The sequence below is a fragment of the Alphaproteobacteria bacterium genome, from assembly GCA_017308135.1.
Taxonomy (GTDB): Bacteria; Pseudomonadota; Alphaproteobacteria; order CACIAM-22H2; family CACIAM-22H2; genus Tagaea.
In genome coordinates this window covers 96,445-115,523 of sequence record JAFKFM010000008.1, presented here as the reverse complement: position 1 = coordinate 115,523, position 19,079 = coordinate 96,445, and the positions used below count along the sequence as shown (strand labels likewise).

The following is a 19,079-nucleotide window of genomic DNA, read 5'->3' as shown; positions in this document are numbered from 1 at the left end:
ATCGCGGGCGTGGCGCATGTCTTCCGGCGTGGAGACATGGTCACGCACGCGATCGAACATGTCGACCTGACGATCGCGGCGGGAGAATTCGTCGCGATCGTCGGGCCGTCGGGCTGCGGCAAAAGTACGTTGCTGCGTATCGTCGCGGGCCTGCTGCGCAATAGTTCCGGCAACGTGAAGGTCGCCGGGCGCGACGTGACCGGCCCGCAGACCGAAATCGGTATCGTGTTCCAGTCGCCGGTGCTGCTCGACTGGCGCAACGTGTTGGACAACGTGCTGGTCCAGCTCGAACTGCGCGGGCTCGATCCCGCCAAGTGTCGCGACGAAGCGCTACGGCTGCTCGGCAAGGTCGGCTTGGGCGACTTCACCGACCGCATGCCGCGCGAATTGTCGGGCGGCATGCGCCAGCGCTGCGCCATCGTGCGCGGCCTGATCCACGATCCGCCGCTGCTGCTGATGGACGAGCCCTTCGGCGCGCTGGACGCGCTGACGCGCGAACAGATGCGCATCGACCTCGAAAAACTCTGGCTCGACCGGCGCCACACGACGCTGTTCGTGACGCACGGGATTTCGGAAGCCGTGGCGCTGGCCGATCGCGTGATCGTCATGACGCCGCGCCCCGGCAAGATCGACCGCATCATCGACATCGATCTGCCGCGCCCCCGCAACAAGGAAATCATCGCCAGCGCGAAGTTCTCGGAATACTGCGAAGAAATCACTGAGTGCTTCATGCGCCGCGGCGTCATCCAATATTGAGGTCCCGCATCATGCTCCCCCGGCCCTTCTCCGGCCTCATCGCGGCACCGTTTCTGCCGATGAAAGACGACCAGTCGATCGACTGGGCGACTCTTGAGCGCTACATGGATTGGATCGCGGGCCAGAAGCCCGACGCGATCGTCATGAATATGGACGCGTCGGAAGTCGTCTCGCTCGACGACGACGAAATCTACGAAGTCGCGCGACTCTGTTCGCGGGCCATCGCCAAGCGCGTGCCCTTCCTGTCGGGGGCCGGCGGCGGCTCGACCAAGGCAGCGGCCAAAAAGGCCGAGAAGCTCGCCAAGAACGGCGCGGAAGGCTTCGCGGTGTTCCCGGCCTTCCCGACCTTCTCGGGGGCGCCGGTCCCCGCCGACATGATCGTGCGCTATCACCGCGCGATCGCCGATGCGGCGGGATTGCCGATCATCTGCTTCCAGTTCCCGCGGGGTTGGGGCCCGGATTACACGCCGGACATTCTTCAGGCGATGGCGGAAATCCCGCAACTGATCGCGATGAAGGAATCCTCCTTCGATGCGACGCAGACGATTCAGGCGGTCGAGGCCGTCGCCAAGCTGCCGCGCAAGATCGGCGTGCTGACCGGCAGCGACACGTTCATCTTCGAAGCCCAGTTGATGGGCTGCGACGGCGCGTTGATCGGCTTCGCGGGCACGGCGACCGCCGAACTCCGGACGATGATCCATGCCTGCCGCGACCGCGATCTCGCCAAAGCGCAGACGATTTGGGACAAGCTTGGCCCCATCGCACGCTATTGCTGGCGCGCCCCGATCCGCGATTTTCGCCCGCGCATGAAGGAAGTGCTGCGCTTGCAGGGCATCTTCCCCAGTGCGGCGGTGCGCGAACCGCAGCTCGGCATTTCCGACGCCGAGCGCGCCGAAATCGCGGCCCTGTGCCGCCAACAAGGACTGATCGGATGAGTTTGCAAGGCAACGGCGCGGTCGCGATCTGGCACGATATCGTTCCCGATGGTCTCGCGGATTTCTACGCTTGGCACGGCGGCGAGCATATGCCCGAGCGTGTCGCGATCCCCGGCTTCGTGCGTGGGCGGCGCTTTGTGGCGTTGGACGCCGATCTCGGCTTTTTCAACATCTACGAAACGCGCGACGCGGGCGTTGTCGCTGGGCCCGATTATCGCGCGCGTTTGAATTCGCCGACACCCTGGACGCTGAAAGCCGTCCAGCATTTCCGCAATGTCGCGCGATCGCTGTGCGGCGTGGCGGTCAATCGCGGGGCGGCCGATGGCGGCTTGCTGGCGACATTGCGCTACAACACCAAGCCCGGCGGCGAAGCGGCGCATGTCGCCTCGCTCACCCCGTTATTTGACAAGCTGATGACGATGCCGGGTATCGCGGCGCTTTCCGCCATCGTCGCCGACGAGGCGGCGAGCGGCGAAGTGAACGCGGAGGAGAAAGCGCGCGGCGTTTCCAACGACCGGCCGCGCGTGGCGCTGCTGGTCGAAGGCTGGGGCGATATGCCGGAATTCGCCGCGACCGTGCGCGGCGTTCTATCGCCAGAGGCGCTGGCCAAGCACGGCGCGATCGGCGTAGCGCCCGCCGGCATCTATCGCCACCAGATCACGCTTTCAAAATAGCGGCGCGATCGGGCGTGGCGCTCTGCGCCCCCAGCCCCGTGCAGGCGAGCGATCCGGCGGCGGCGGCGAAAGCCAAGGCCGCACCGATATCCTTGCCCTCGTCCAAGGCCGCCGCGAAAGCGCCGCAGAACGTGTCGCCCGCCCCGGTCGTATCAACCACGTTCACCTTGCTGGCGGGGGCGCGCCAAACCTGACCGCCCTTGGCGGCGAGCGCCCCTTCGGCGCCGAGTGTGAGCACGATCGACTTGCCGGTCTTGGCAAGCTCGACGGCAAGCGCTTCGGGCGTATCGACGCGGCCCGCGACATCGGCGATCTCGTGCTCGTTGGCGATGACGATGTCGGCGAGGTCGCGCATCTCCGCCGTAAACCCGGCCGAGGGTGCCGCGTTGACGATCGTCGTCATGCCCGCATCTTTAGCTTTGCGCAGCGCCGCCAGCGTTTCGCCTTCGGGCAATTCGCGCTGAACCAATAGAATCCCGCTTGCGACGGGCACGAAGTCGGCCGCCTTCGCATCCTGATTGGCGCCCGGCGACAGCACGATGTGATTGCGGCCGGCATCGTCGATGGTGATGAACGCCGCCCCGGTCGGCCGCGTGACGCGGCTCAAGCCCGACAGATCGACGCCGGAGGCGACGAGATTGGCGAGCGCCAGATCGGCGAAAGCGTCGCCGCCGGCCGCGCCGACGAGCTTTACCGAAGCCCCCGCCTTGCGCGCGGCAAGCGCTTGGTTCGCCCCCTTCCCGCCCGGCGCCAAGGCGACATCCTGCCCCCCGACGGTTTCGCCTTCGCCCGGCAAACGCGCGACGCGCAGCAGAAAATCGATATTGATCGAACCGAAAACGACGATCAAACGTTCAGCCCTTCAGCTTGGCGATCAGCGCCGGATCGACATTCACCGCCTCGCGCCCCGTGATCGGCGCGAAGCTGCCGGTGCGCGGCTTGGCGGGTTTGAACTTCACGAAGGCTTCGAGCATCGGCACGCCGGTCGTAATACCATCGAGCACGGGCACGGCGACGCGATGCTGGATACGCGCGGGCACCCCCGCCATCACCGCCCCGGTCAGCACGATCGATTCGACCCAATCCTTGGCGATTAGATCGTCGCAGGCGGCGACGATTTGGTCTTCGACCTCGGTCTGATCGCCGGGCGCATAGGGTTTCGAGTTGTCGATCGCGCGCCAGCCGCCGACCTTGCCCGCAAGGCCGGTCGCGTCGATCACGTCGCGATAAAGCCCCAGCACGCGCGGCCCGAATACGATCATGCCCACGCGCCCGCCCAAAATCGTCGCGGCATGCAACGCGGCTTCGGTCATGCCAAGGACGGGCACATCCAGCATCTCGCGCAGCGCCTTCGCACCCGTATCGTAGGACACGGCGATCAGCACGCCGTCCATACCGGCTGCGTGTTTCGCCGCCAGATCGACGGCCGAATGCTCGCCGATCGCGTTTTCGGTGCGCGAGCCGATCACGCGGCCGCCGAATGTGCCGGTCACCGCTTCGATCGTCGTGCCCGGCGAGGCGCAAGCCTGCGCCGCCGCGCGGACCTTCGAGGTGACGAAATCGGACGTATTCGCGTTGATCAACAGCAGGCGCATGGCATCGAAGCCCCTTGGAATGAGTTGCGGCCAAAGTGCCGAGGAACGCGATACCCCGCAAGGGGGATGAAAACCGGCCCCGTTTTTGCTGATATCTTCCCCTTTCGTGAAGGAGTACGCGCAATGGGTCGTTTGACGGGGTTGAAGACGCTGGTGACCGGCGGCAATACGGGGATCGGGCGCGCCGTCGCCCTGGCCTATGCGCGCGAGGGCGCGGACGTGACGATCGCCTGGTTCGACAATCCGCGCGCCGCCGAAGCGACCGTCAAGGCCATCGTCAAACTGGGCCGCAAGGCCATTGCCGTACGCGCCGACGTGACCGACGAAAAACAGGTCGATGCGCTGTTCGCCGCGCATAAGAAGTATTTCGGCCGCCTGGACGTGCTGGTCAACAACGCCGGCATCCAAAAATCGCAGCCGATCGACAAGATGTCGGTCGCCGATTGGGACCGCATGATCGCCGTTCACATGCGCGGCGCGTTCCTGTGCGGGCGTGCGGCGGCCAAAGCGATGAAGCCGCGCAAATCGGGGCGGATCATCACCGTGTGCTCGCAGCTCGGCTATATCGGGCGCGGGAACTACACGGCCTATTCCGCCGCCAAGGCCGGTTTGATCGGATTCACCCGCGCCTTGGCGAAGGAAATGGCGCCGTTCGGCATTCTGGTGAACGGCGTATCGCCCGGCTTGGTCGATACCGGCTTCGACCCGCTGCCCGAGAAGGCCAAGCGCGACCACGCCGCCGCCCTGCCGTTGAAGCGCCTGGGCACGCCCGGCGACATGACGCCCAGCTTCGTGTTTCTGGCTTCGGCGGAATCGCGCTATTTCTGCGGCCAGCTGCTGCATCCCAATGGCGGCGAGATCATGCCCTGACGGGACGACATGCGCATCCTGCTGCTGAATCCGAATACGACGCCGGCGATCACCGAGCTTGTCGCGCGCGAGGCGCGCAAACTCGCCGCACCGGGCGTCGAGATCGTGCCCGCGACGAGCACCTTCGGCGCCAAATACATCGTCACGCGCGCGGGCTACGCGATCGCCGCGCATGCCGCGCTGGATGCTTGGGCCAAGCACGACGCGCAAACCGACGCCACGCTGCTCGCCTGTTTCGGCGATCCGGGGCTCGGTGCTCTTCGCGAGCTATCGGCCAAACCGGTCGTCGGCATGCTCGATGCGGCGGTCGACGCGACCGGCGGCAAGCGCTACGCGATCGTCACCGGCGGCGCGTTGTGGGACGGCATATTGCGAGAGATTCTGGCGGCATCCGGCAAGGATAAAACCCTGGCGGGGATCCGCACCGTGGCGCCGTCGGGGGCGGAAATCGCGGCCGATCCGGATATGGCGATCGCATCGCTGGTCGAAGCGATCGAGGATAGTGCCGCGAAAGACGGTGCCGAATGCGTGATCCTAGGCGGTGCGGGGCTTGCCGGTCTGGCCGCACCCATTCGCGCGCGCACGAAGATCGCGATCGTCGATCCGCTGGAGGCGTCGCTGCGCGCGCTTCAAAAAGCGCCCAGCCCTCAAAAAGCGAAAGCCGGCACCGCGATGGGCGCGGTACCGGCTATCGCGAGCGACGGACTTTCGGCCGCGCTCGCCGCCCGGCTGGGCGGCAAGGACGTGCTTTAAGCGCCCTGAATCGCATCCGCGTGCTCGCGCACGCGTTGCTGTTCGGCCGATTCCGACGCGGTGTCTTGCGTCAACGCATCCTCGTTTTCCAGGATATCGCCCAGCGTGGTGCGCGACAGCATATCGACGACCTTCGCCTCGACGCCGTTCCAGAAGTCGCGTTGCAAGCGGCGGATCGCCGGAACGCCGGCGGCGGGTTCGGGCGTCTCGCCGCCTTCGGTCGCGGGACGGCCGGTTTCGCCCAGCGCTTGCAGCACGGACATGACGGTCAGTTCCTCGACCGGGCGCGACAGGCGGTAACCGCCGCCCACGCCACGGCGCGATTCGACCATGCCCGCCTTCACGAGTTCGAACAGCGCGCTTTCGAACGAGCGGTCCGTGAGCCCCAAACGGGCCTGAATTTCGGAACGTTGCATCCGGCCCGGCGCGGGAGCGCGGGCGAGAACGATCAGGGCATCGATGGCCGCGAGAGCACGGCGGTTCAGATAGAGCATGTTCGCTTTCCCAGGCCAGTGGTGTGTCGTCTGGGTATGCACTTCCGCCGATCGGGGCCATTCCCGCAATACGAGTGTCTACCTACACCTCCGTGGAGATTAGGTCGGCATAGCGCCGGAACAGCTCCACGGGACCCCGGCAGCCGAGCTTATCCATCACCCGGCCGCGATGGATTTCAACTGTACGCGGGCTGATATCCAGCTTCGCCGCGATCGCCTTGCTGGGAGCACCCCCCAGCATATGGGCCAGCACTTCGCGCTCGCGCGGCGTCAACCCGGCAAGACGTTCGCGCGCCTCGGCCTCCACGGCCGCCGCCTCGCCGCGCGCCTGCGAATGGCTTACCGCGCGGGCAACGACGTCGAGCAGCACATCGGGCTCGACCGGCTTTTCCAGGAATTCAAAAGCGCCGCTGCGTACCGCGCGCACGGCCAGCGGAATCGTCCCGAAACCGGTCAAAACCACGATCGCCGGCAAGGGCCCGCGTTCGCGCAAGGTTTCCAGCGCGTCGATTCCCTGTTTGCCCGGCAAAGTATGGTCGAGCACCAGGCAGGCGGCGCCCAGCGCTTCCGGATTGTCGAGCAGCGCTTCCACGGAATCGAGCGTGCTGACGCGATACCCCGATGATTCGAACAGCATCGTCAGCGTGTCGCGCAAAGCGGGATCGTCGTCGACGATGGCGACATGCGAGGGGATGGGGGGATTGTCGGTCATGCGTTTGCACCCGCGGGAAGTTCCAATACGAACGTAGCGCCGCCGCCATTCGTCGCCCGGTGCGACAAGGCGCCGTCGTTGAGTTCGGCGAGCGTGCGGCCGATGAACAAGCCCAGCCCCACGCCGTCGTGGCGGCCGGTGACCATCGGTTCGAACAACCGCCCGGCGAGATCGTCGGAAATGCCCACACCGTTATCGACGACTTCGACTCGAACGATGTCATCGGCGGCGCCGAACACGACGCGCACGCGCCCGCCGGCCCCGCGCGCGCGGATCGCCGCCAGCGCGTTGCGGAACAGATTGTCGAGGATATAGGCGACATGCGCGCGGTCGGCGCGCACGCGCACCGGCGGCGAATCCTCGACCGTCAATTGGCCGCGCGCCATGGCCGCGCCGCCATCGACGATGCGCGCCGCCTGACGCGCCGCGACGACCAGATCGAAAACGCTGGGCATCGGACCGGCACTTTGGAACTCGGCGCGCAAGGCGCGAATGCGGGCACTCGCCTGCTCGATCTGACTTTCGATCGTGCGCGCGGCGCGCAGCATTTCGCCCGTTCCGCCGTCGCGCTCCAGCCCGCGCATCAACACGTGGCTGGCCGTGCGGATCGCGAAAAGCGGCTGGCTCAATTCATGCGCGATGGCCGAGCCGAGCGCGCCGACCGCCGTCAACCGCGCCAAACGATCGCCCTCGGCGCGCGCGCGCGCCAGATCGTCGGCGGAGCGCCGGATATGCCCGACCGCCGTGCCCAGGATCAGGCCCGTCATCGCGACGACGACGATCAGCACCTGGAATTCCGAGAACGCCGTGTCGGCCGCTTCGTCCTGCACGATGAACAGAATGATCGCGCATTGGATCGCGAACAGCGTGGCGAGCGTCGCCGACAAGCCGCGCCGCACCGCGACCCAGACGACCGGCAGAATGACCAGATAGGCGAGATTGGTCGTCGCTCCCGGTCCCAATATTGCCATGCCCGCGAGTGTGGCCGCCGCCGCGATCGCGCCGAACGTATCGGCCGTCGCGATATCGCGCCAGCCCTCCTCCGCGCGCACGGCGCCGAACTGCACCAGCACGGGCAGCATGACCGCGATGCCGGTCGCGTCGCCGATCCACGATCGCGTCGACAGGGCGAGCAGCAGCGACGGATCGAGAAAGCCGAGTGCTGCGAACACGCCGACATGCAAGACCGCGATGGCGCCCGCCCCGAAAATCGCCAGCAGCATGAAGGCGAGTGCCGACATCGGCTCGGCGAACGGGGCGGCGGCGTCGCGGCGCGAAGCGAGCGCGTTGCCCAGCGCCGCATAGCCGAAGGACAGCACCGCCGGCGTCACCCAGGCCGAATGCAGGTCGAGCGCGTAGCCGCGAATCATAATCCCCGACAGCGCCGCGGAGATCGCGATGGCCGGCAAAGCGCGCCAGCGCCAAACCAGCCCCAAGAACAGCGCCAGTGCTGCCGGCGGATTCCACAAGGTGAAGCCGAACGGCGTTTGCGGATCGATATTGCTGATCCAATCGGACGCGACATAGAGCGCGACGAAGACGGCGAACCGCGCAGCCGCCCCGCTCCACCCCGGCCCGGACAAGCCGGTAAGTCGCAAAATGCGCGCCTGAGATTCCATCGCGCAAAGCTAGAGCCTATTTCGAGCAGATGGAACCGCCTGCGTTGGGATTCCGGCGTGTGCGATCCGCGCGGCGCGGTCCGAAGCCGATAGTGGTTCTATCGGCGAGGGCTGCAACAAAGCGGGCGCCCGCCGGAACCCAACCCATTCGGGCCGCGTTCTTTTGCGCCGCAGGGGCGTCGAAGGACTTGCGCGTAGAACCACTACGCGCGGCGCCCTTCTCCTACCTGCGTCGCAAAATCCCAGCGGCGCAGGCGATTTCATTCGCTCGAAATAGGCTCTAGGCGCGCGGGCGCCCATAAGCAACCCGGCCGGTCCCGGGGCGCGGCGAATAAGTGTGCTTCCGTATGGCGTTGCGGGGCGTCCGCCCCCTAGACAGTCGATATGCGCTTCGCTTGCTTCGATCCGGCGGACAACGACGATACGGGTTGCGACTGCTCGTTTTGCGGCGAGTCCGTCGTTCCGCGTCGTACCGCACTCGCTGGTATCGGTGCCGCTTTCGCCGCATTGACGTTCTTGCCTGCCATCGCCGAAGCGGCGCCCGCGCGTTTGCCCGTGACGCGCGGATTGTCGTTCGTCAACGTCAATACGAACGAATCCTGGAACGGCGTCTATTGGCGCGACGGCAAGATCGACGACGCGGCCGGCAAAGCGATCGCGCGCATTTTGCGCGACCATCGCACGGGCGCGCATGCGCGCATCAACGTGCCGTTGCTCGACGCGCTATGGCGCGTCGGCAACCGGCTCGATGCCGACGAACCTTGGCGCATCCTTTCCGCCTATCGCACCGTACGCTCGCAGAACCAGATCCGCCGCGTCGAAAAAACCGCCGCGCGCAGTTCGATGCACACCCAAGGCCGCGCGGTCGACGTGACGATGATCGGCCGTTCGCCCAACGCCATCGCCGCCGCCGCGCGGCGCGAGAAGATCGGCGGCATCGGCAATTACGGCAAGCGCGGCTTCGTCCATCTCGATACGGGCCCGTACCGCACATGGCGACGGTGAACCCCATGTTCCTGCGCGATCTGAAAACCCGGGAAGCGGCGACCGTCGCCGGCCTGGTGCTTTTCGTCGCTGTTTTCCTGGGCGCCATCTGGCTGCGCCAGCCCGATCGCGACGTGAACGTCGAAGTGCGCGAGATCGGCGCCTTCGCCGCGAAGGCGCGCGATTGCGGCGTGTCCGAACGCGCGATCGGCAAGTTCGTCGAAAAGCGGCTGCGCGACGTGCGCGACCGCAATCCGGGCCTCGGCACGTCCGAACTCGTCGCCATACTGCTCGAACCCGTCCGGACGAGCGATCGCAATGCGCCGTCGCGCGGCGATTGCGATCGCATCCAGATCGTCGTCGGCCACCCGTCCTAAGCGAGCGTCGCGCGCACCCGATCGGGCGTGAACGGCAACGCGGCAAGCCGCTTGCCGGTCAAACCGCGCACCGCGTTCGAGATCGCGGGCGCCACGGTGCCCAGCCCGAGTTCGCCCACGGGCAGCGGAACCTCCCCGCTGCGGATGATGTTGATCTCGACCTTCGGCAAACGCGACACGCGCAGCACTTCGTAATCCGACAGGTTCTGCTGCTGCACGGCACCGTTCTTGAACGTGATGCGTTCCGACAGCGCGGCCGACAAGCCCCAGACGAGCGAGCCTTCGACCTGCTGGCGGATATTGCGCGGCTGGATCGGCAAACCGACATCGGCGGCGCACCACATGTTGCGCACGGCGATGTTGCCGCGTGTACGGTCCAGCGCCACTTCGACGATCGTCACCGCGATGGACTCGCCCAACTGCGGCACGCCCAAGCGCGACAACGCGATGCCGAAGCCCGTATCGCCGCGCGACGCTTTGGGCCAGCCCGCCATATCGGCCGCGACTTCGACCGCCGTGCGCGCGCGCCGGTCCTTCAGCAGCTTCATGCGATAGGCGACGGGATCCTCGCCCGCGAGTGCCGCGAGTTCGTCGATCATCGCTTCGATCGCGAAGGCGTTGGGCCCCGCCCCGATGCCGCGCCACGCCGCCGAGCGCACGCCCGGCGCTTCGTAGACATGTTCGGCCAGATGCGACGCGACGTCGTAAAGCGGCACGTCGGCATGCGCCATGACGATGTGATCGACGCCGTTCTGCGCGTCGAGGCGCGGCTGCCCGTAGACTTGCGTCACCACCAGATCGGCCGCGATGCGATGGCGCCAGCCCGCGATCTTGCCGCCCGCGTCGAGACCGATATCGATCTTGTGCGCGGTCATCGGCCGGCAATGCGCGTTGGCGACGTCGTCCTCGCGCGTCGACATCAGCTTGACCGGCTTGCCGACCGCTTTGGACACCTCGACCGCTTCGACGACGTATTCGATCTGGGCGCGCCGGCCGAAACCGCCGCCCATCTGCAGCATATTGACCTTGACCTTTTCGGGCGGCACGCCCGCCGCCTTGGCGGCATCGTCGCGCGCGCGCGACGCCCATTGCGTGCCGGTCCACACTTCGACGCCGTCGGCGGTGACCGAGGCGACGCACGTCAGCGGCTCCATCTGCGCGTGATAGACATAGTCGGTCGTGAACTCGCCCGACACGACGCGCGCGGCCGATTGCAGCGCCGCGTTGGCGTCGCCCGTGCGGCGGCCGACGACGACCTTCTGCCCGGACGGATCGCGCACATGGGCGAGATACATCTCCCGCCCGCGATCGGAATCGAAATTCGAACCCGGTGCGGGCGACCAATCGACTTTGAGATCGGCGCGCGCGGCCAGAACGGTTTCGATCTTGTCGCCGACGACCGCGACACCCTGGGCGAGCGGCACGACCGCGACGATCCCGGAACGGCGCATGAGATCCGCGCCGTTATGCCCGCGCGGGGTCGATCCCATCACCGGCGAACGCGCCAGCGTGGCGTAGAGCATGCCGGGCACCTGCACGTCGATCGCGTAGATTGCCTTGCCCGTCGCTTTGGCGGGCACGTCCCAGCGGCGCACATCCCGCCCGATCAACCGGAAATCGGCGGGCTTCTTCAGCATATCGGGCCGGATTTCCGGCAATTGCGCCGGAACCTGGGCGAAGGACGCGATCTCGCCATAGCTCAAACGCCGATTGCTCGCCTTGTGGACGACCGTGCTCGGCTCGGTCGATAGCTCGTTCGCGGGCACGTTCCAGCGTTGCGCTGCGGCGTCGATCAGCACGCGACGCGCTTGCGCGCCGGCCGTGCGGATCACCATCCAATAGCCGCGCGTCGTCAAACTGCCGACGACGAATTGCGCGCGAAAGATCGGATGGTCATAGGCGGCGGCGACGGGTGCGGTCTCCACCACGACCTTCGCCCAATCGGCATCGAGTTCTTCGGCGATGATCAGCGGCAACGCCGTGTTCGTCGCTTGCCCCATCTCGGGGGCCGGTGCGGCGATGCGGATCGTGCCGTCGGTGCCGATCGAGATATAGGCGTTGAGACGCGCGGGCGCGCCCTGCCCCATGACATCGCCGGCTTCGATCAAAGCGAAGGCGAAGGCGAGGCCCGCCGAACCCTTCAGAAAGCCGCGCCGGCCGATACCGGCGGCTTGAATTGCGTTCTTGGTCATGGCGCTTACCTCCCGCCCGCGGCGCGTTCGACGGCCGCGACGATCTGGGCATAGCTGCCGCAGCGGCAGAGATTGCCGTCCATATGTTCGACGATCTGCTCGCGCGTCGGCTTCGGCGTTTTCGCCAACAGACCGGCGGCCTGCATGATCTGGCCCGATTGGCAGTAGCCGCATTGCGGCGCCTGCTCGGCGATCCAAGCTTGGACCAGGCGATTATTCTCGCCGCCCGGCAGACCTTCGATCGTCGTCACGCGCTTGCCTTCGGCTTGCGACAACGGCGTGATGCAGGCACGGATCGGTTCGCCGTCGAGATGAACGGTGCAGGCACCGCAGGCCGCGACGCCGCAGCCGTATTTCGTGCCGGTCAATTTCAGATGTTCGCGGAGCACCCACAGCAAGGGTGTATCGGGTGCCGCATCGATCTGCCGCACCTGTCCGTTGACGTTCAAATTCGCCATGTCGACCTCCCAGGGGGTTATTCGTCGTTTTTTTAACTTTGTACTTTAGGTTTTCGATGCCGACCAGCTTGTCGCTTGTCCCTCCTTGCCGGCGACCGAGTAAAGCGCGCCGGGCGCGTTGCGGGTTTTCTGGAATTCCTCCAGCGTCTGCCCGCGCATCGCCGCGTAGATGTGCAAATTCGAAACGCCGACGACGGCGCCGAGCTTCTCCAGCATGAAGAAGATCACGCCGTAATGGATCATGCCGCGCCAATCGCGGCGGCGGATCAGATCGCGCTCGACATCGGACAGCTTCGCCGTTTCGAATGCCGCCTCGGGATCGGCCAGGAAACGCTTGCGCGCTTCGGGCGCGATCAGGCCGTGGAGAAACTTATTGATGCGGTACGCCTTCACGCTGCGTTCATGCGTGAAAGGATAAGTCCCGTGCAGTTTATCGATCCCATCGAACTGCCGGGCGATATGCGCGCGTTGGCGTTCGACTTGCGCCGCATCGGGCGGCGCATCGTCGACGTCGTAGATCGCGGTCGCGATTCCGGTCATCGACGGCAGATAATAGCTTTCGTGACTCTTGCGCACGGATGACGGCAGCGCGCCGCGCATCACCAGCCACATGATCACTTCGGCGCCCTCGAACCCGCCGAGCGTGGCGAGTTCGGCGATGGTCATGCCCGCGATACGCTCGGGGTCGCGCTCGAATAGGTCGAGGAAAAGGCGATCCCATTCGGTGTTGTTGAAACCCGCGCGCTCGCCATGCACTTGATGCGACAGGCCGCCTGTCGCGACGACGGCGACGGAAATATCGGCGGGATAGGATTCGATCGCGCGGCGCAGGGCTTTGCCGAGCTTGAAGCAACGCGCCCCCGAAGGCACGGGTGCTTGCAGCACGCCGATCTGCAACGGCACGATGGGCACGGGCCAGGCGGGCTTGTGATCCATCATCATGCACATCGGCGAGAACACGCCGTGATCAATCGCCTTGTCCTGAAAGAAGGACATGTCGAATTCGTCGGCGACCAGCGACGCACCGATATGGCGCGCGAGTTCCGGATGCCCGGGCAATGGCGGCAGATCGCGCGCACCGCCGCCTTCGTCGGCCACGCGCCATTCGGGGCCGATACCCAGCGCGAAAGCCGAATAATGATCGAAGAAGAACGACGTGATGTGATCGTTGTAGATCACGACCAGCGCGTCGGGTTTCTTCGCCTCGATCCAGGCTTTCAGCGGCGCGAAATCCTTGAAGATCGGCGCCCAAACGGGATCGGACGCTTTGTCCTTGTCGAAGGCGAAGCCGATGGTCGGCGTATGCGATGCGGCCAAGCCGCCGATGATCCGCGCCATGGTGCCCTACCCTTGCTTTACGTTGGCGCGCGCGTAGCGCTCATGCGCATCGGCGATCGCGCGGGCGAAATCGCCGTTCGCCCCCGCCTCGTCCAGCATCTTGCCCGCTTCGCGCATTTCGGCGGCGCGGCGAATGCCGTGCCGCTTCACGCGCGGCGGCATGTAGTCGATGATCTTCGCCCAATCCATGCCGGGATAGGACGCGGTCAGGCTCGCCAAAACGGCGGGCCACACGCCGGTCGCCTCGGTCGCGGCTTTGAGATCAACCATGATCGCTTCCATCCCCTTGATGACGATGGAGCGGCACAGCTTGGTCGCCGACGCCACGCCGATCTTCTCGGCGACCGCATCGATCTTCATGCCCAGCGGATTGAGCATTTCGGCGACGATCTTCGCCTTGGCGCCGCCCGCGAGGATCGGCACCGCGATCCCCGGCCCCGCGACCGGCGCCATGACGGCGAATTCGACGAAACCGGCGGCGTCGCGCTGCAACGCGTCGGCGACTTGGCCCTTGGTCGTGGGCGAGATCGAATTCAGATCGACATAGATCTGATCGGGTGTGAGCGCATTGGCGCATTGGCGCGCCGCATCGACCGCGCGATCGGCGGTGACGGCCGAGATCACGAGCGAAGCCTCGCGGCACGCTTCGACATGCGAGCCGCAAACCGCCACGCCGGTTTCGGCCGCGATGGCTTTCAGGGCCGAGCCTTTCGCCGCATCGTCGAACAACACATCATGTGCGCGCACAGCGACGCCTTGTTGCGCGGCAAGCTGCTTGCCGAACAACTGCCCGACTTCGCCGTATCCGATGAAGGCGACGGTAAAGGTCATCGATCCTCGCTTTCATTCCACGGGCGGTAGACAAGCCCCGCATCGGCCAAAGGCTTGCGCATCGAATAAAGATCGAGGCCGAGCACGCCGGAAGCGAGCTTCGCGCGTTTGTCGGTTTCGTTGGCCAAGCGCGCTTCGCCAACTTTCAACGTCGCGTCGATCTCCCGCTTGGGCACGACCAGCACGCCGTCGTCGTCCGCGACGATCGCGTCGCCCGGTTTCACCAGCGCCCCCGCGCACACGACCGGCACGTTGACGGCACCCAGCGTCGCCTTGACCGTGCCTTTTGCCGAGATCGCGCGCGACCAGACCGGAAAGCCCATTTCGTTGAGTGTCGCCACATCGCGCACGCCCGCGTCGATCACCAAACCGACGACGCCGCGCGCCTTGGCCGAAGTCGCGAGCAGATCGCCGAACATGCCGTCGGTGTTGTCGGCGGTAACGCCGACGACCAGCACATCGCCCGGCCCGCATTGCTCGATCGCGACATGGATCATCCAATTGTCGCCGGGCTGGGCCAATACGGTGACGGCCGAGCCCGCGATCGCCGAACCGGGATCGATCGGCCGCATATAGGGCTTCAGCAACCCCGAACGGCCCATCGCTTCGTGCGCCGTGGAGACACCCAACGTCGCGAGGCGCGCGAGCTTATCGGGCGCCACGCGCGGCACGCCGGTGACGACGACGGGTTTCATCAGGCCAATTCCTCGACCACGTCGGGGAAGATGCGCTGATAGGCTTCGGCATAGGTCATCGGCTTGCCGGAATTGCGGCTGCCCTGCACGCCGCGATTCAGGGCGACGCGCGTGTAGTACTCCCAAAGATGCTTTTGCGCCGCGAGGATTTCGAAGGCTTGGCGCTTCGTCTCCCACACTTCATCGATCTTGAGCAGCAGATTGGGCTTGTAGTTGCACTGTTCGGGCTGGTGCGGCTCGAACAGGAACACCGGCGGCGCCAAATAGCTGCGCGACGGATCGGGCTTATGGCCGGCGGCCTGCGCGATGATGCGCGCTTCCTGCGCCACATGCGCCGCGTGCGGATGATCGAAGTTGTAGGGATCTTCCAGCGCGTGGGTCAGCACGAAGCTCGGCTTCACTTCGCGATAGATGTCGACGAGACGGTCGAGCATCGCGTCGGTCGTGCGCAGCGGATAATCGCCCGCGTCGAAAAATTCGATTTCCGCGCCGAGCAGCTTGGCGGCACGCTCGGATTCCTCGTGGCGCTGGGCCTTCACGTCCTTGATGTCGACGCCCGCCTTCTTCCACGCCCATTGGCTTTCGCCGCGCTCGCCATAGGCGAAGCAGACGATCTTCATCCGATAGCCGCGCTTGGCATGCAACGCGATCGCCCCGCCCGCGCGCCAGACGAAATCGCCCGGATGGGCGGATACGACGAGACCCGATTTCTGCGTGGACATGATTCGACTCCGATGCGGCGCCGTCGGCGGCAAGCGGGCGGCGTTTCTCCCTAGCGTTGGGCGAAACTTATCCGAGCCGAAGTCACGTGAAGCAAATGCGTACTTCGCGCGGTTTAATGAATCCGATGCATCTAGGCGGCTTTGCGCCGTTTGCCGGAGAGTTCGCGCACGATCAAACGCCTCAAATCGGCCGCCGGCTGCGACAAGGGCGTGGCGCGTTTCGACACGATGCCGATCTGGCGGTTGACGCTGGGATTGCGCAGCTCGACCACGCGCAAGGCCGAGATATCGGTCGAATCCAGCGATAGACGCGGCACCACGGCCATCGCCACACCGGAGCGCACCATGCCGATCGCCGTGCCGATATGCTGCACCTCGTAGCGCCATTTGACGCTTTCGCGACGGCTGCCCAGCGCGTCGTCGATCATCATGCGATTGCCGGTTTGCGTGGAAATGCGCACCAGCGGCTGCTCGGCGACATCGGCCCAGGATGCGACCGTCCGTTCGGCCGGCCACGCCTTTTTGTGGCAGAGCAACACGAACGGATCGCGCGCCAGGGTTTGGATTTCGAAATCCCAGCGATGGGCCGAGACGAGCGTCACGGCGAACTCGACCGTGCCGTTCTGCACCAGCTCCGCGATCTCCGTCGCCGCGTTGTCGTGGATGCGCAGCATGGTTTCGGGGTGCGCCTGGCGGAACAGCGGCAGCACGCGCGGCATGAAACCCGCCGCGATCGTCGGCAAACACGCGATCGACAAGCGTTCCTGGCGCACGCGCGCGAGTCCGCGCAGATCCTCCAGCGACGCGCCCAGATCGTCGATCATCGATTTGACGCGCGGCAGCAATTGCAAGCCCGCCGAGGTCAACGACACCTCGCGCGTCGTGCGCGCCAGCAACCGCACGCCCAGATCGTCCTCGATCTTGCGGATTCGATGGCTCAGCGCCGTTTGCGACAGGTTGAGATGCGCCGCCGCCTTCTGGAAACTGCCGCGCTCGGCGATGGCGACGAAGGCGTGAAGGCCCAGAAAATCGATGCGCATGGCGTGTTTCTTCCCGAAATTCCCGAATTCGGCTAATGATGCATGAAATTCATATAACCAGCAAATCAATCCATTTTCGGAATTGCGCCCCGCCCCTTAGACAAACCCCAACGAGAATTTCGGGACGACGCCATGGCGCCGCGCGCGCAAATCGTATTTCTGCCGGGTCTGCTCTGCGATGCGCGGGTTTTTGCCGCGCAGACAAGCGCGTTGGCGCCGTTCGCCGAAACCAAGGTCGCCGATTTCACCAAAGCCGCATCGATCACCGAAATGGGCGAGATCGCGTTGGCCGCGTTCGAGGGCCCCCTCACGATCGTCGGGTTTTCGATGGGCGGCCGCGCCGCATTGGAAGCCGTGCGCCTCGCCCCGAGCCGCGTCGAACGCCTGGTGCTGATGGATACGGGTGCCCATCCCGGCAGCGACAAGGAAATGCCCGGCCGCTTGGCGGTGATCGAGCTTGCCCATAAGGAAGGGATGAAAGCGCTCGCCGCCAAATGGCTGCCGCCGATGCTGCACCCGGCGCGCGAAACCGATCCCGCCTTGATCATGCCGCTGACCGAGATGGTCCTGGACATGACGCCCGAGATTCACGAGCGCCAGATCCGCGCATTGATGGGCCGGCCCGATGCGCGGCCGCTGCTGCCCCAGATCGCTTGCCCTACTTTGGTAATGGTCGGGCGCCAGGATCGCTGGGCAACGCTGGAACAGCACGAAGCGCTCGTCGCCGCCATTCCCGGTTCGAAGCTCAGCGTGATCGAGGATGCCGGGCATTTCGCTTGTTACGAGCGCCCGGAAGCGGTCAATAGAGCGTTGCTCGATTTTCTGGGTTTCGCATGAGCGCGGATCGTATTCCCGACACGCCGTTGTTCGACCGCGCGCGCCAAAGCGCCGGCTACGCGCTCAACAAGGCGACGAAGGATCTGCGCATTCCGGAAAAGCGCGACGCGTATCGCCGTGATCCGGCGGCGTATCTCGATTCCTACGGCGTGCCCGACGACGCCAAGCGCGCCGTGCTGGCGCGCGACTGGCGCGAAATGGTCCGCCTGGGCGGCAACGTCTTCTACATTCTGAAGCTCGGCGCCATCGAGCCCGCGACGATGACAGAGATCGGCGCGCATCAAGCCGGGATCGAGCACGCGACGTTCCTGCGCGATCGCTTGGGGAAACGCTGATGGCCAAGCTGATCGGCGGATTGGGCTGCTCGCATGTCCCTTCGATCGCGATGGCGATCGACCGGGGCATCGCCGACACGCCGGACTGGAAACCCTTCTTCGACGGCACCGTCCCGGGCCGCGAATGGGTCGAAGCCAATCGCCCGGACGTCGCGGTCGTGATCTTCAACGATCACGGCAATGCCTTCTTCCTCGATCGCATGCCGACTTTCGCGATCGGTTGTGCCGCGAATTATCCGCTCGCCGACGAAGGCTGGGGCCCGCGCCAACGACCCGCCTTCCAAGGCCATCGGGAATTCGGCTGGCATCTGATCGACCGTCTGGTCGAGAACAGCTTCGATCCCGAGATTGTCCAGGAAGTCGAGGTCGATCACGGCTTGCAGGTGCCGTTGGAGCTGTTCTGGGGCCGCCCGGGCGCCGCATGGCCGGTCAAAATCGTGCCGATCTTCGTCAATGTTATTCAGTATCCGATCCCGCTGCCGTCGCGCTGTTACGCGCTGGGCAAGGCCCTGCGCACCGCGATCGACTCTTTCCCCGGCGACGAGCGCTTCGTCGTGCTGGGCACGGGCGGGCTGTCGCATCAATTGCAGGGGGCGCGTGCCGGTTTCATCAACCGCGACGCCGATAAAGCTTTCCTGCGCGATATCGCCGCCGCCCCGGACCGGCTCGTGAACATGAGCCGCGAGGATTACGTCCGGGAATTCGGCAGCGAAGGCGCCGAGCTGATTATGTGGCTGGTCATGCGGGGCGCTATGGACGCCCAAGTCGCGGTCCGCCACACTCATTATTTCGCGCCCGCTTCGATGACCGGCGTTGGTATGCTGGTGCTTGAAAACCAACCCAATCAATAATCCCACAGGAG

22 protein-coding genes are annotated in these 19,079 nt (G+C 65.6%); 10 read left to right on the top strand and 12 right to left on the bottom strand.

The features are described from left to right. Nucleotides 1-36: 36 nt before the first annotated feature. Genes J0H39_08765 through J0H39_08755 form a run of 3 tightly spaced genes read left to right on the top strand, consistent with a single transcriptional unit; the run spans nt 37 to nt 2,365 of the window. On the top strand, nt 37-756 hold the full coding sequence (locus J0H39_08765; protein ID MBN9496835.1) for an ABC transporter ATP-binding protein: 720 nt from the start codon (nt 37-39) through the stop codon (nt 754-756). 11 nt (nt 757-767) lie between these two features. Continuing rightward, entirely contained in the window at nt 768-1,691 is a 924-nt protein-coding gene (locus J0H39_08760) for a dihydrodipicolinate synthase family protein (GenBank protein MBN9496834.1), read from the top strand. Beyond that, nucleotides 1,688-2,365 (top strand): hypothetical protein, encoded by a 678-nt coding sequence (locus J0H39_08755; GenBank protein ID MBN9496833.1) that lies wholly within the window; start codon nt 1,688-1,690, stop codon nt 2,363-2,365. Before J0H39_08760 ends, J0H39_08755 begins: the two co-directional genes overlap by 4 nt. Here J0H39_08755 and J0H39_08750 read toward each other — a convergent pair. Both J0H39_08750 and J0H39_08745 read right to left on the bottom strand, forming a co-directional pair. Next, nucleotides 2,349-3,215 (bottom strand): ribokinase, encoded by an 867-nt coding sequence (locus J0H39_08750; protein MBN9496832.1) that lies wholly within the window; start codon nt 3,213-3,215, stop codon nt 2,349-2,351. The genes J0H39_08755 and J0H39_08750 overlap by 17 nt on opposite strands. Before the next feature lie 4 nt (nt 3,216-3,219). Further along, nucleotides 3,220-3,960 (bottom strand): hydantoin racemase, encoded by a 741-nt coding sequence (locus tag J0H39_08745; protein MBN9496831.1) that lies wholly within the window; start codon nt 3,958-3,960, stop codon nt 3,220-3,222. Between the two features lie 123 nt (nt 3,961-4,083). On the opposite strand from J0H39_08745, the gene J0H39_08740 reads away from it, so the two are divergent. Further along, nucleotides 4,084-4,830: a 3-oxoacyl-ACP reductase FabG gene (locus J0H39_08740; protein MBN9496830.1), complete on the top strand. Its 747-nt coding sequence runs from the start codon at nt 4,084-4,086 to the stop codon at nt 4,828-4,830. Nucleotides 4,831-4,839: 9 nt separating this feature from the next. Next, on the top strand, nt 4,840-5,583 hold the full coding sequence (locus tag J0H39_08735) for an aspartate/glutamate racemase family protein (GenBank protein ID MBN9496829.1): 744 nt from the start codon (nt 4,840-4,842) through the stop codon (nt 5,581-5,583). Here the strand turns inward: J0H39_08735 and J0H39_08730 are convergent. From J0H39_08730 to J0H39_08720, 3 genes are all read right to left on the bottom strand, one after another. Continuing rightward, nucleotides 5,580-6,077 (bottom strand): Rrf2 family transcriptional regulator, encoded by a 498-nt coding sequence (locus J0H39_08730; protein ID MBN9496828.1) that lies wholly within the window; start codon nt 6,075-6,077, stop codon nt 5,580-5,582. The two genes, J0H39_08735 and J0H39_08730, sit on opposite strands and share 4 nt — an antisense overlap. 82 nt (nt 6,078-6,159) lie before the next feature. After that, nucleotides 6,160-6,789: a response regulator transcription factor gene (locus J0H39_08725; protein ID MBN9496827.1), complete on the bottom strand. Its 630-nt coding sequence runs from the start codon at nt 6,787-6,789 to the stop codon at nt 6,160-6,162. After that, entirely contained in the window at nt 6,786-8,408 is a 1,623-nt protein-coding gene (locus J0H39_08720; GenBank protein ID MBN9496826.1) for an MASE1 domain-containing protein, read from the bottom strand. Before J0H39_08720 ends, J0H39_08725 begins: the two co-directional genes overlap by 4 nt. Nucleotides 8,409-8,792: 384 nt before the next feature. Here J0H39_08720 and J0H39_08715 point away from each other — a divergent pair, with 384 nt between their 5' ends. Continuing rightward, nucleotides 8,793-9,413, top strand: coding sequence for a DUF882 domain-containing protein (locus tag J0H39_08715; protein ID MBN9496825.1), 621 nt, complete (start codon nt 8,793-8,795; stop codon nt 9,411-9,413). Next, nucleotides 9,401-9,769 carry a hypothetical protein gene (locus J0H39_08710; protein ID MBN9496824.1) on the top strand — a complete coding sequence of 123 codons (369 nt, stop codon included), beginning with the start codon at nt 9,401-9,403 and terminating at the stop codon, nt 9,767-9,769. Before J0H39_08715 ends, J0H39_08710 begins: the two co-directional genes overlap by 13 nt. Here J0H39_08710 and J0H39_08705 read toward each other — a convergent pair. The 7 genes from J0H39_08705 to J0H39_08675 all read right to left on the bottom strand — a co-directional run bounded on the left by J0H39_08705 (nt 9,766) and on the right by J0H39_08675 (nt 17,045). After that, nucleotides 9,766-11,961, bottom strand: a complete 2,196-nt coding sequence (locus J0H39_08705; GenBank protein MBN9496823.1) for a xanthine dehydrogenase family protein molybdopterin-binding subunit — start codon at nt 11,959-11,961, stop codon at nt 9,766-9,768. The genes J0H39_08710 and J0H39_08705 overlap by 4 nt on opposite strands. Before the next feature lie 5 nt (nt 11,962-11,966). Beyond that, complete coding sequence (locus J0H39_08700) at nt 11,967-12,419, bottom strand: (2Fe-2S)-binding protein (GenBank protein MBN9496822.1); 453 nt, start codon at nt 12,417-12,419, stop codon at nt 11,967-11,969. A gap of 45 nt (nt 12,420-12,464) precedes the next feature. Further along, nucleotides 12,465-13,757: a gallate dioxygenase gene (locus tag J0H39_08695; protein ID MBN9496821.1), complete on the bottom strand. Its 1,293-nt coding sequence runs from the start codon at nt 13,755-13,757 to the stop codon at nt 12,465-12,467. 6 nt (nt 13,758-13,763) lie between these two features. Next, nucleotides 13,764-14,588 carry an NAD(P)-dependent oxidoreductase gene (locus J0H39_08690; protein ID MBN9496820.1) on the bottom strand — a complete coding sequence of 275 codons (825 nt, stop codon included), beginning with the start codon at nt 14,586-14,588 and terminating at the stop codon, nt 13,764-13,766. Further along, on the bottom strand, nt 14,585-15,283 hold the full coding sequence (locus tag J0H39_08685; GenBank protein MBN9496819.1) for a 4-carboxy-4-hydroxy-2-oxoadipate aldolase/oxaloacetate decarboxylase: 699 nt from the start codon (nt 15,281-15,283) through the stop codon (nt 14,585-14,587). The genes J0H39_08690 and J0H39_08685 overlap by 4 nt, the downstream gene beginning before the upstream one ends. Further along, nucleotides 15,283-16,005, bottom strand: a complete 723-nt coding sequence (locus J0H39_08680; GenBank protein MBN9496818.1) for a PIG-L family deacetylase — start codon at nt 16,003-16,005, stop codon at nt 15,283-15,285. The genes J0H39_08685 and J0H39_08680 overlap by 1 nt, the downstream gene beginning before the upstream one ends. Before the next feature lie 131 nt (nt 16,006-16,136). Continuing rightward, the gene (locus tag J0H39_08675) at nt 16,137-17,045 is read right to left on the bottom strand and encodes a LysR family transcriptional regulator (protein MBN9496817.1); all 909 of its coding nucleotides are present in this window, start codon (nt 17,043-17,045) and stop codon (nt 16,137-16,139) included. Nucleotides 17,046-17,177: 132 nt separating this feature from the next. Here J0H39_08675 and J0H39_08670 point away from each other — a divergent pair, with 132 nt between their 5' ends. From J0H39_08670 to J0H39_08660, 3 genes are read left to right on the top strand one after another with little or no spacing between them, the layout of a single operon-like run. Next, a complete protein-coding gene (locus tag J0H39_08670) occupies nt 17,178-17,882 on the top strand; it encodes an alpha/beta fold hydrolase (GenBank protein ID MBN9496816.1) in 705 nt (234 codons plus the stop codon). Then, nucleotides 17,879-18,217: an extradiol ring-cleavage dioxygenase gene (locus J0H39_08665; protein ID MBN9496815.1), complete on the top strand. Its 339-nt coding sequence runs from the start codon at nt 17,879-17,881 to the stop codon at nt 18,215-18,217. The genes J0H39_08670 and J0H39_08665 overlap by 4 nt, the downstream gene beginning before the upstream one ends. After that, the gene (locus J0H39_08660; GenBank protein MBN9496814.1) at nt 18,217-19,068 is read left to right on the top strand and encodes a protocatechuate 3,4-dioxygenase; all 852 of its coding nucleotides are present in this window, start codon (nt 18,217-18,219) and stop codon (nt 19,066-19,068) included. Before J0H39_08665 ends, J0H39_08660 begins: the two co-directional genes overlap by 1 nt. Nucleotides 19,069-19,079: the final 11 nt, after the last annotated feature.

Coding starts and splice junctions, on each gene's coding strand:
- J0H39_08765 (MBN9496835.1), top strand. CDS start 37: ATGGTCACGCACGCGATCGAACATGTCGACCTGACGATCGCGGCGGGA.
- J0H39_08760 (MBN9496834.1), top strand. CDS start 768: ATGCTCCCCCGGCCCTTCTCCGGCCTCATCGCGGCACCGTTTCTGCCG.
- J0H39_08755 (MBN9496833.1), top strand. CDS start 1,688: ATGAGTTTGCAAGGCAACGGCGCGGTCGCGATCTGGCACGATATCGTT.
- J0H39_08745 (MBN9496831.1), bottom strand. CDS start 3,960: ATGCGCCTGCTGTTGATCAACGCGAATACGTCCGATTTCGTCACCTCG.
- J0H39_08740 (MBN9496830.1), top strand. CDS start 4,084: ATGGGTCGTTTGACGGGGTTGAAGACGCTGGTGACCGGCGGCAATACG.
- J0H39_08735 (MBN9496829.1), top strand. CDS start 4,840: ATGCGCATCCTGCTGCTGAATCCGAATACGACGCCGGCGATCACCGAG.
- J0H39_08730 (MBN9496828.1), bottom strand. CDS start 6,077: ATGCTCTATCTGAACCGCCGTGCTCTCGCGGCCATCGATGCCCTGATC.
- J0H39_08725 (MBN9496827.1), bottom strand. CDS start 6,789: ATGACCGACAATCCCCCCATCCCCTCGCATGTCGCCATCGTCGACGAC.
- J0H39_08720 (MBN9496826.1), bottom strand. CDS start 8,408: ATGGAATCTCAGGCGCGCATTTTGCGACTTACCGGCTTGTCCGGGCCG.
- J0H39_08715 (MBN9496825.1), top strand. CDS start 8,793: ATGCGCTTCGCTTGCTTCGATCCGGCGGACAACGACGATACGGGTTGC.
- J0H39_08710 (MBN9496824.1), top strand. CDS start 9,401: ATGGCGACGGTGAACCCCATGTTCCTGCGCGATCTGAAAACCCGGGAA.
- J0H39_08705 (MBN9496823.1), bottom strand. CDS start 11,961: ATGACCAAGAACGCAATTCAAGCCGCCGGTATCGGCCGGCGCGGCTTT.
- J0H39_08700 (MBN9496822.1), bottom strand. CDS start 12,419: ATGGCGAATTTGAACGTCAACGGACAGGTGCGGCAGATCGATGCGGCA.
- J0H39_08695 (MBN9496821.1), bottom strand. CDS start 13,757: ATGGCGCGGATCATCGGCGGCTTGGCCGCATCGCATACGCCGACCATC.
- J0H39_08690 (MBN9496820.1), bottom strand. CDS start 14,588: ATGACCTTTACCGTCGCCTTCATCGGATACGGCGAAGTCGGGCAGTTG.
- J0H39_08685 (MBN9496819.1), bottom strand. CDS start 15,283: ATGAAACCCGTCGTCGTCACCGGCGTGCCGCGCGTGGCGCCCGATAAG.
- J0H39_08680 (MBN9496818.1), bottom strand. CDS start 16,005: ATGTCCACGCAGAAATCGGGTCTCGTCGTATCCGCCCATCCGGGCGAT.
- J0H39_08675 (MBN9496817.1), bottom strand. CDS start 17,045: ATGCGCATCGATTTTCTGGGCCTTCACGCCTTCGTCGCCATCGCCGAG.
- J0H39_08670 (MBN9496816.1), top strand. CDS start 17,178: ATGGCGCCGCGCGCGCAAATCGTATTTCTGCCGGGTCTGCTCTGCGAT.
- J0H39_08665 (MBN9496815.1), top strand. CDS start 17,879: ATGAGCGCGGATCGTATTCCCGACACGCCGTTGTTCGACCGCGCGCGC.
- J0H39_08660 (MBN9496814.1), top strand. CDS start 18,217: ATGGCCAAGCTGATCGGCGGATTGGGCTGCTCGCATGTCCCTTCGATC.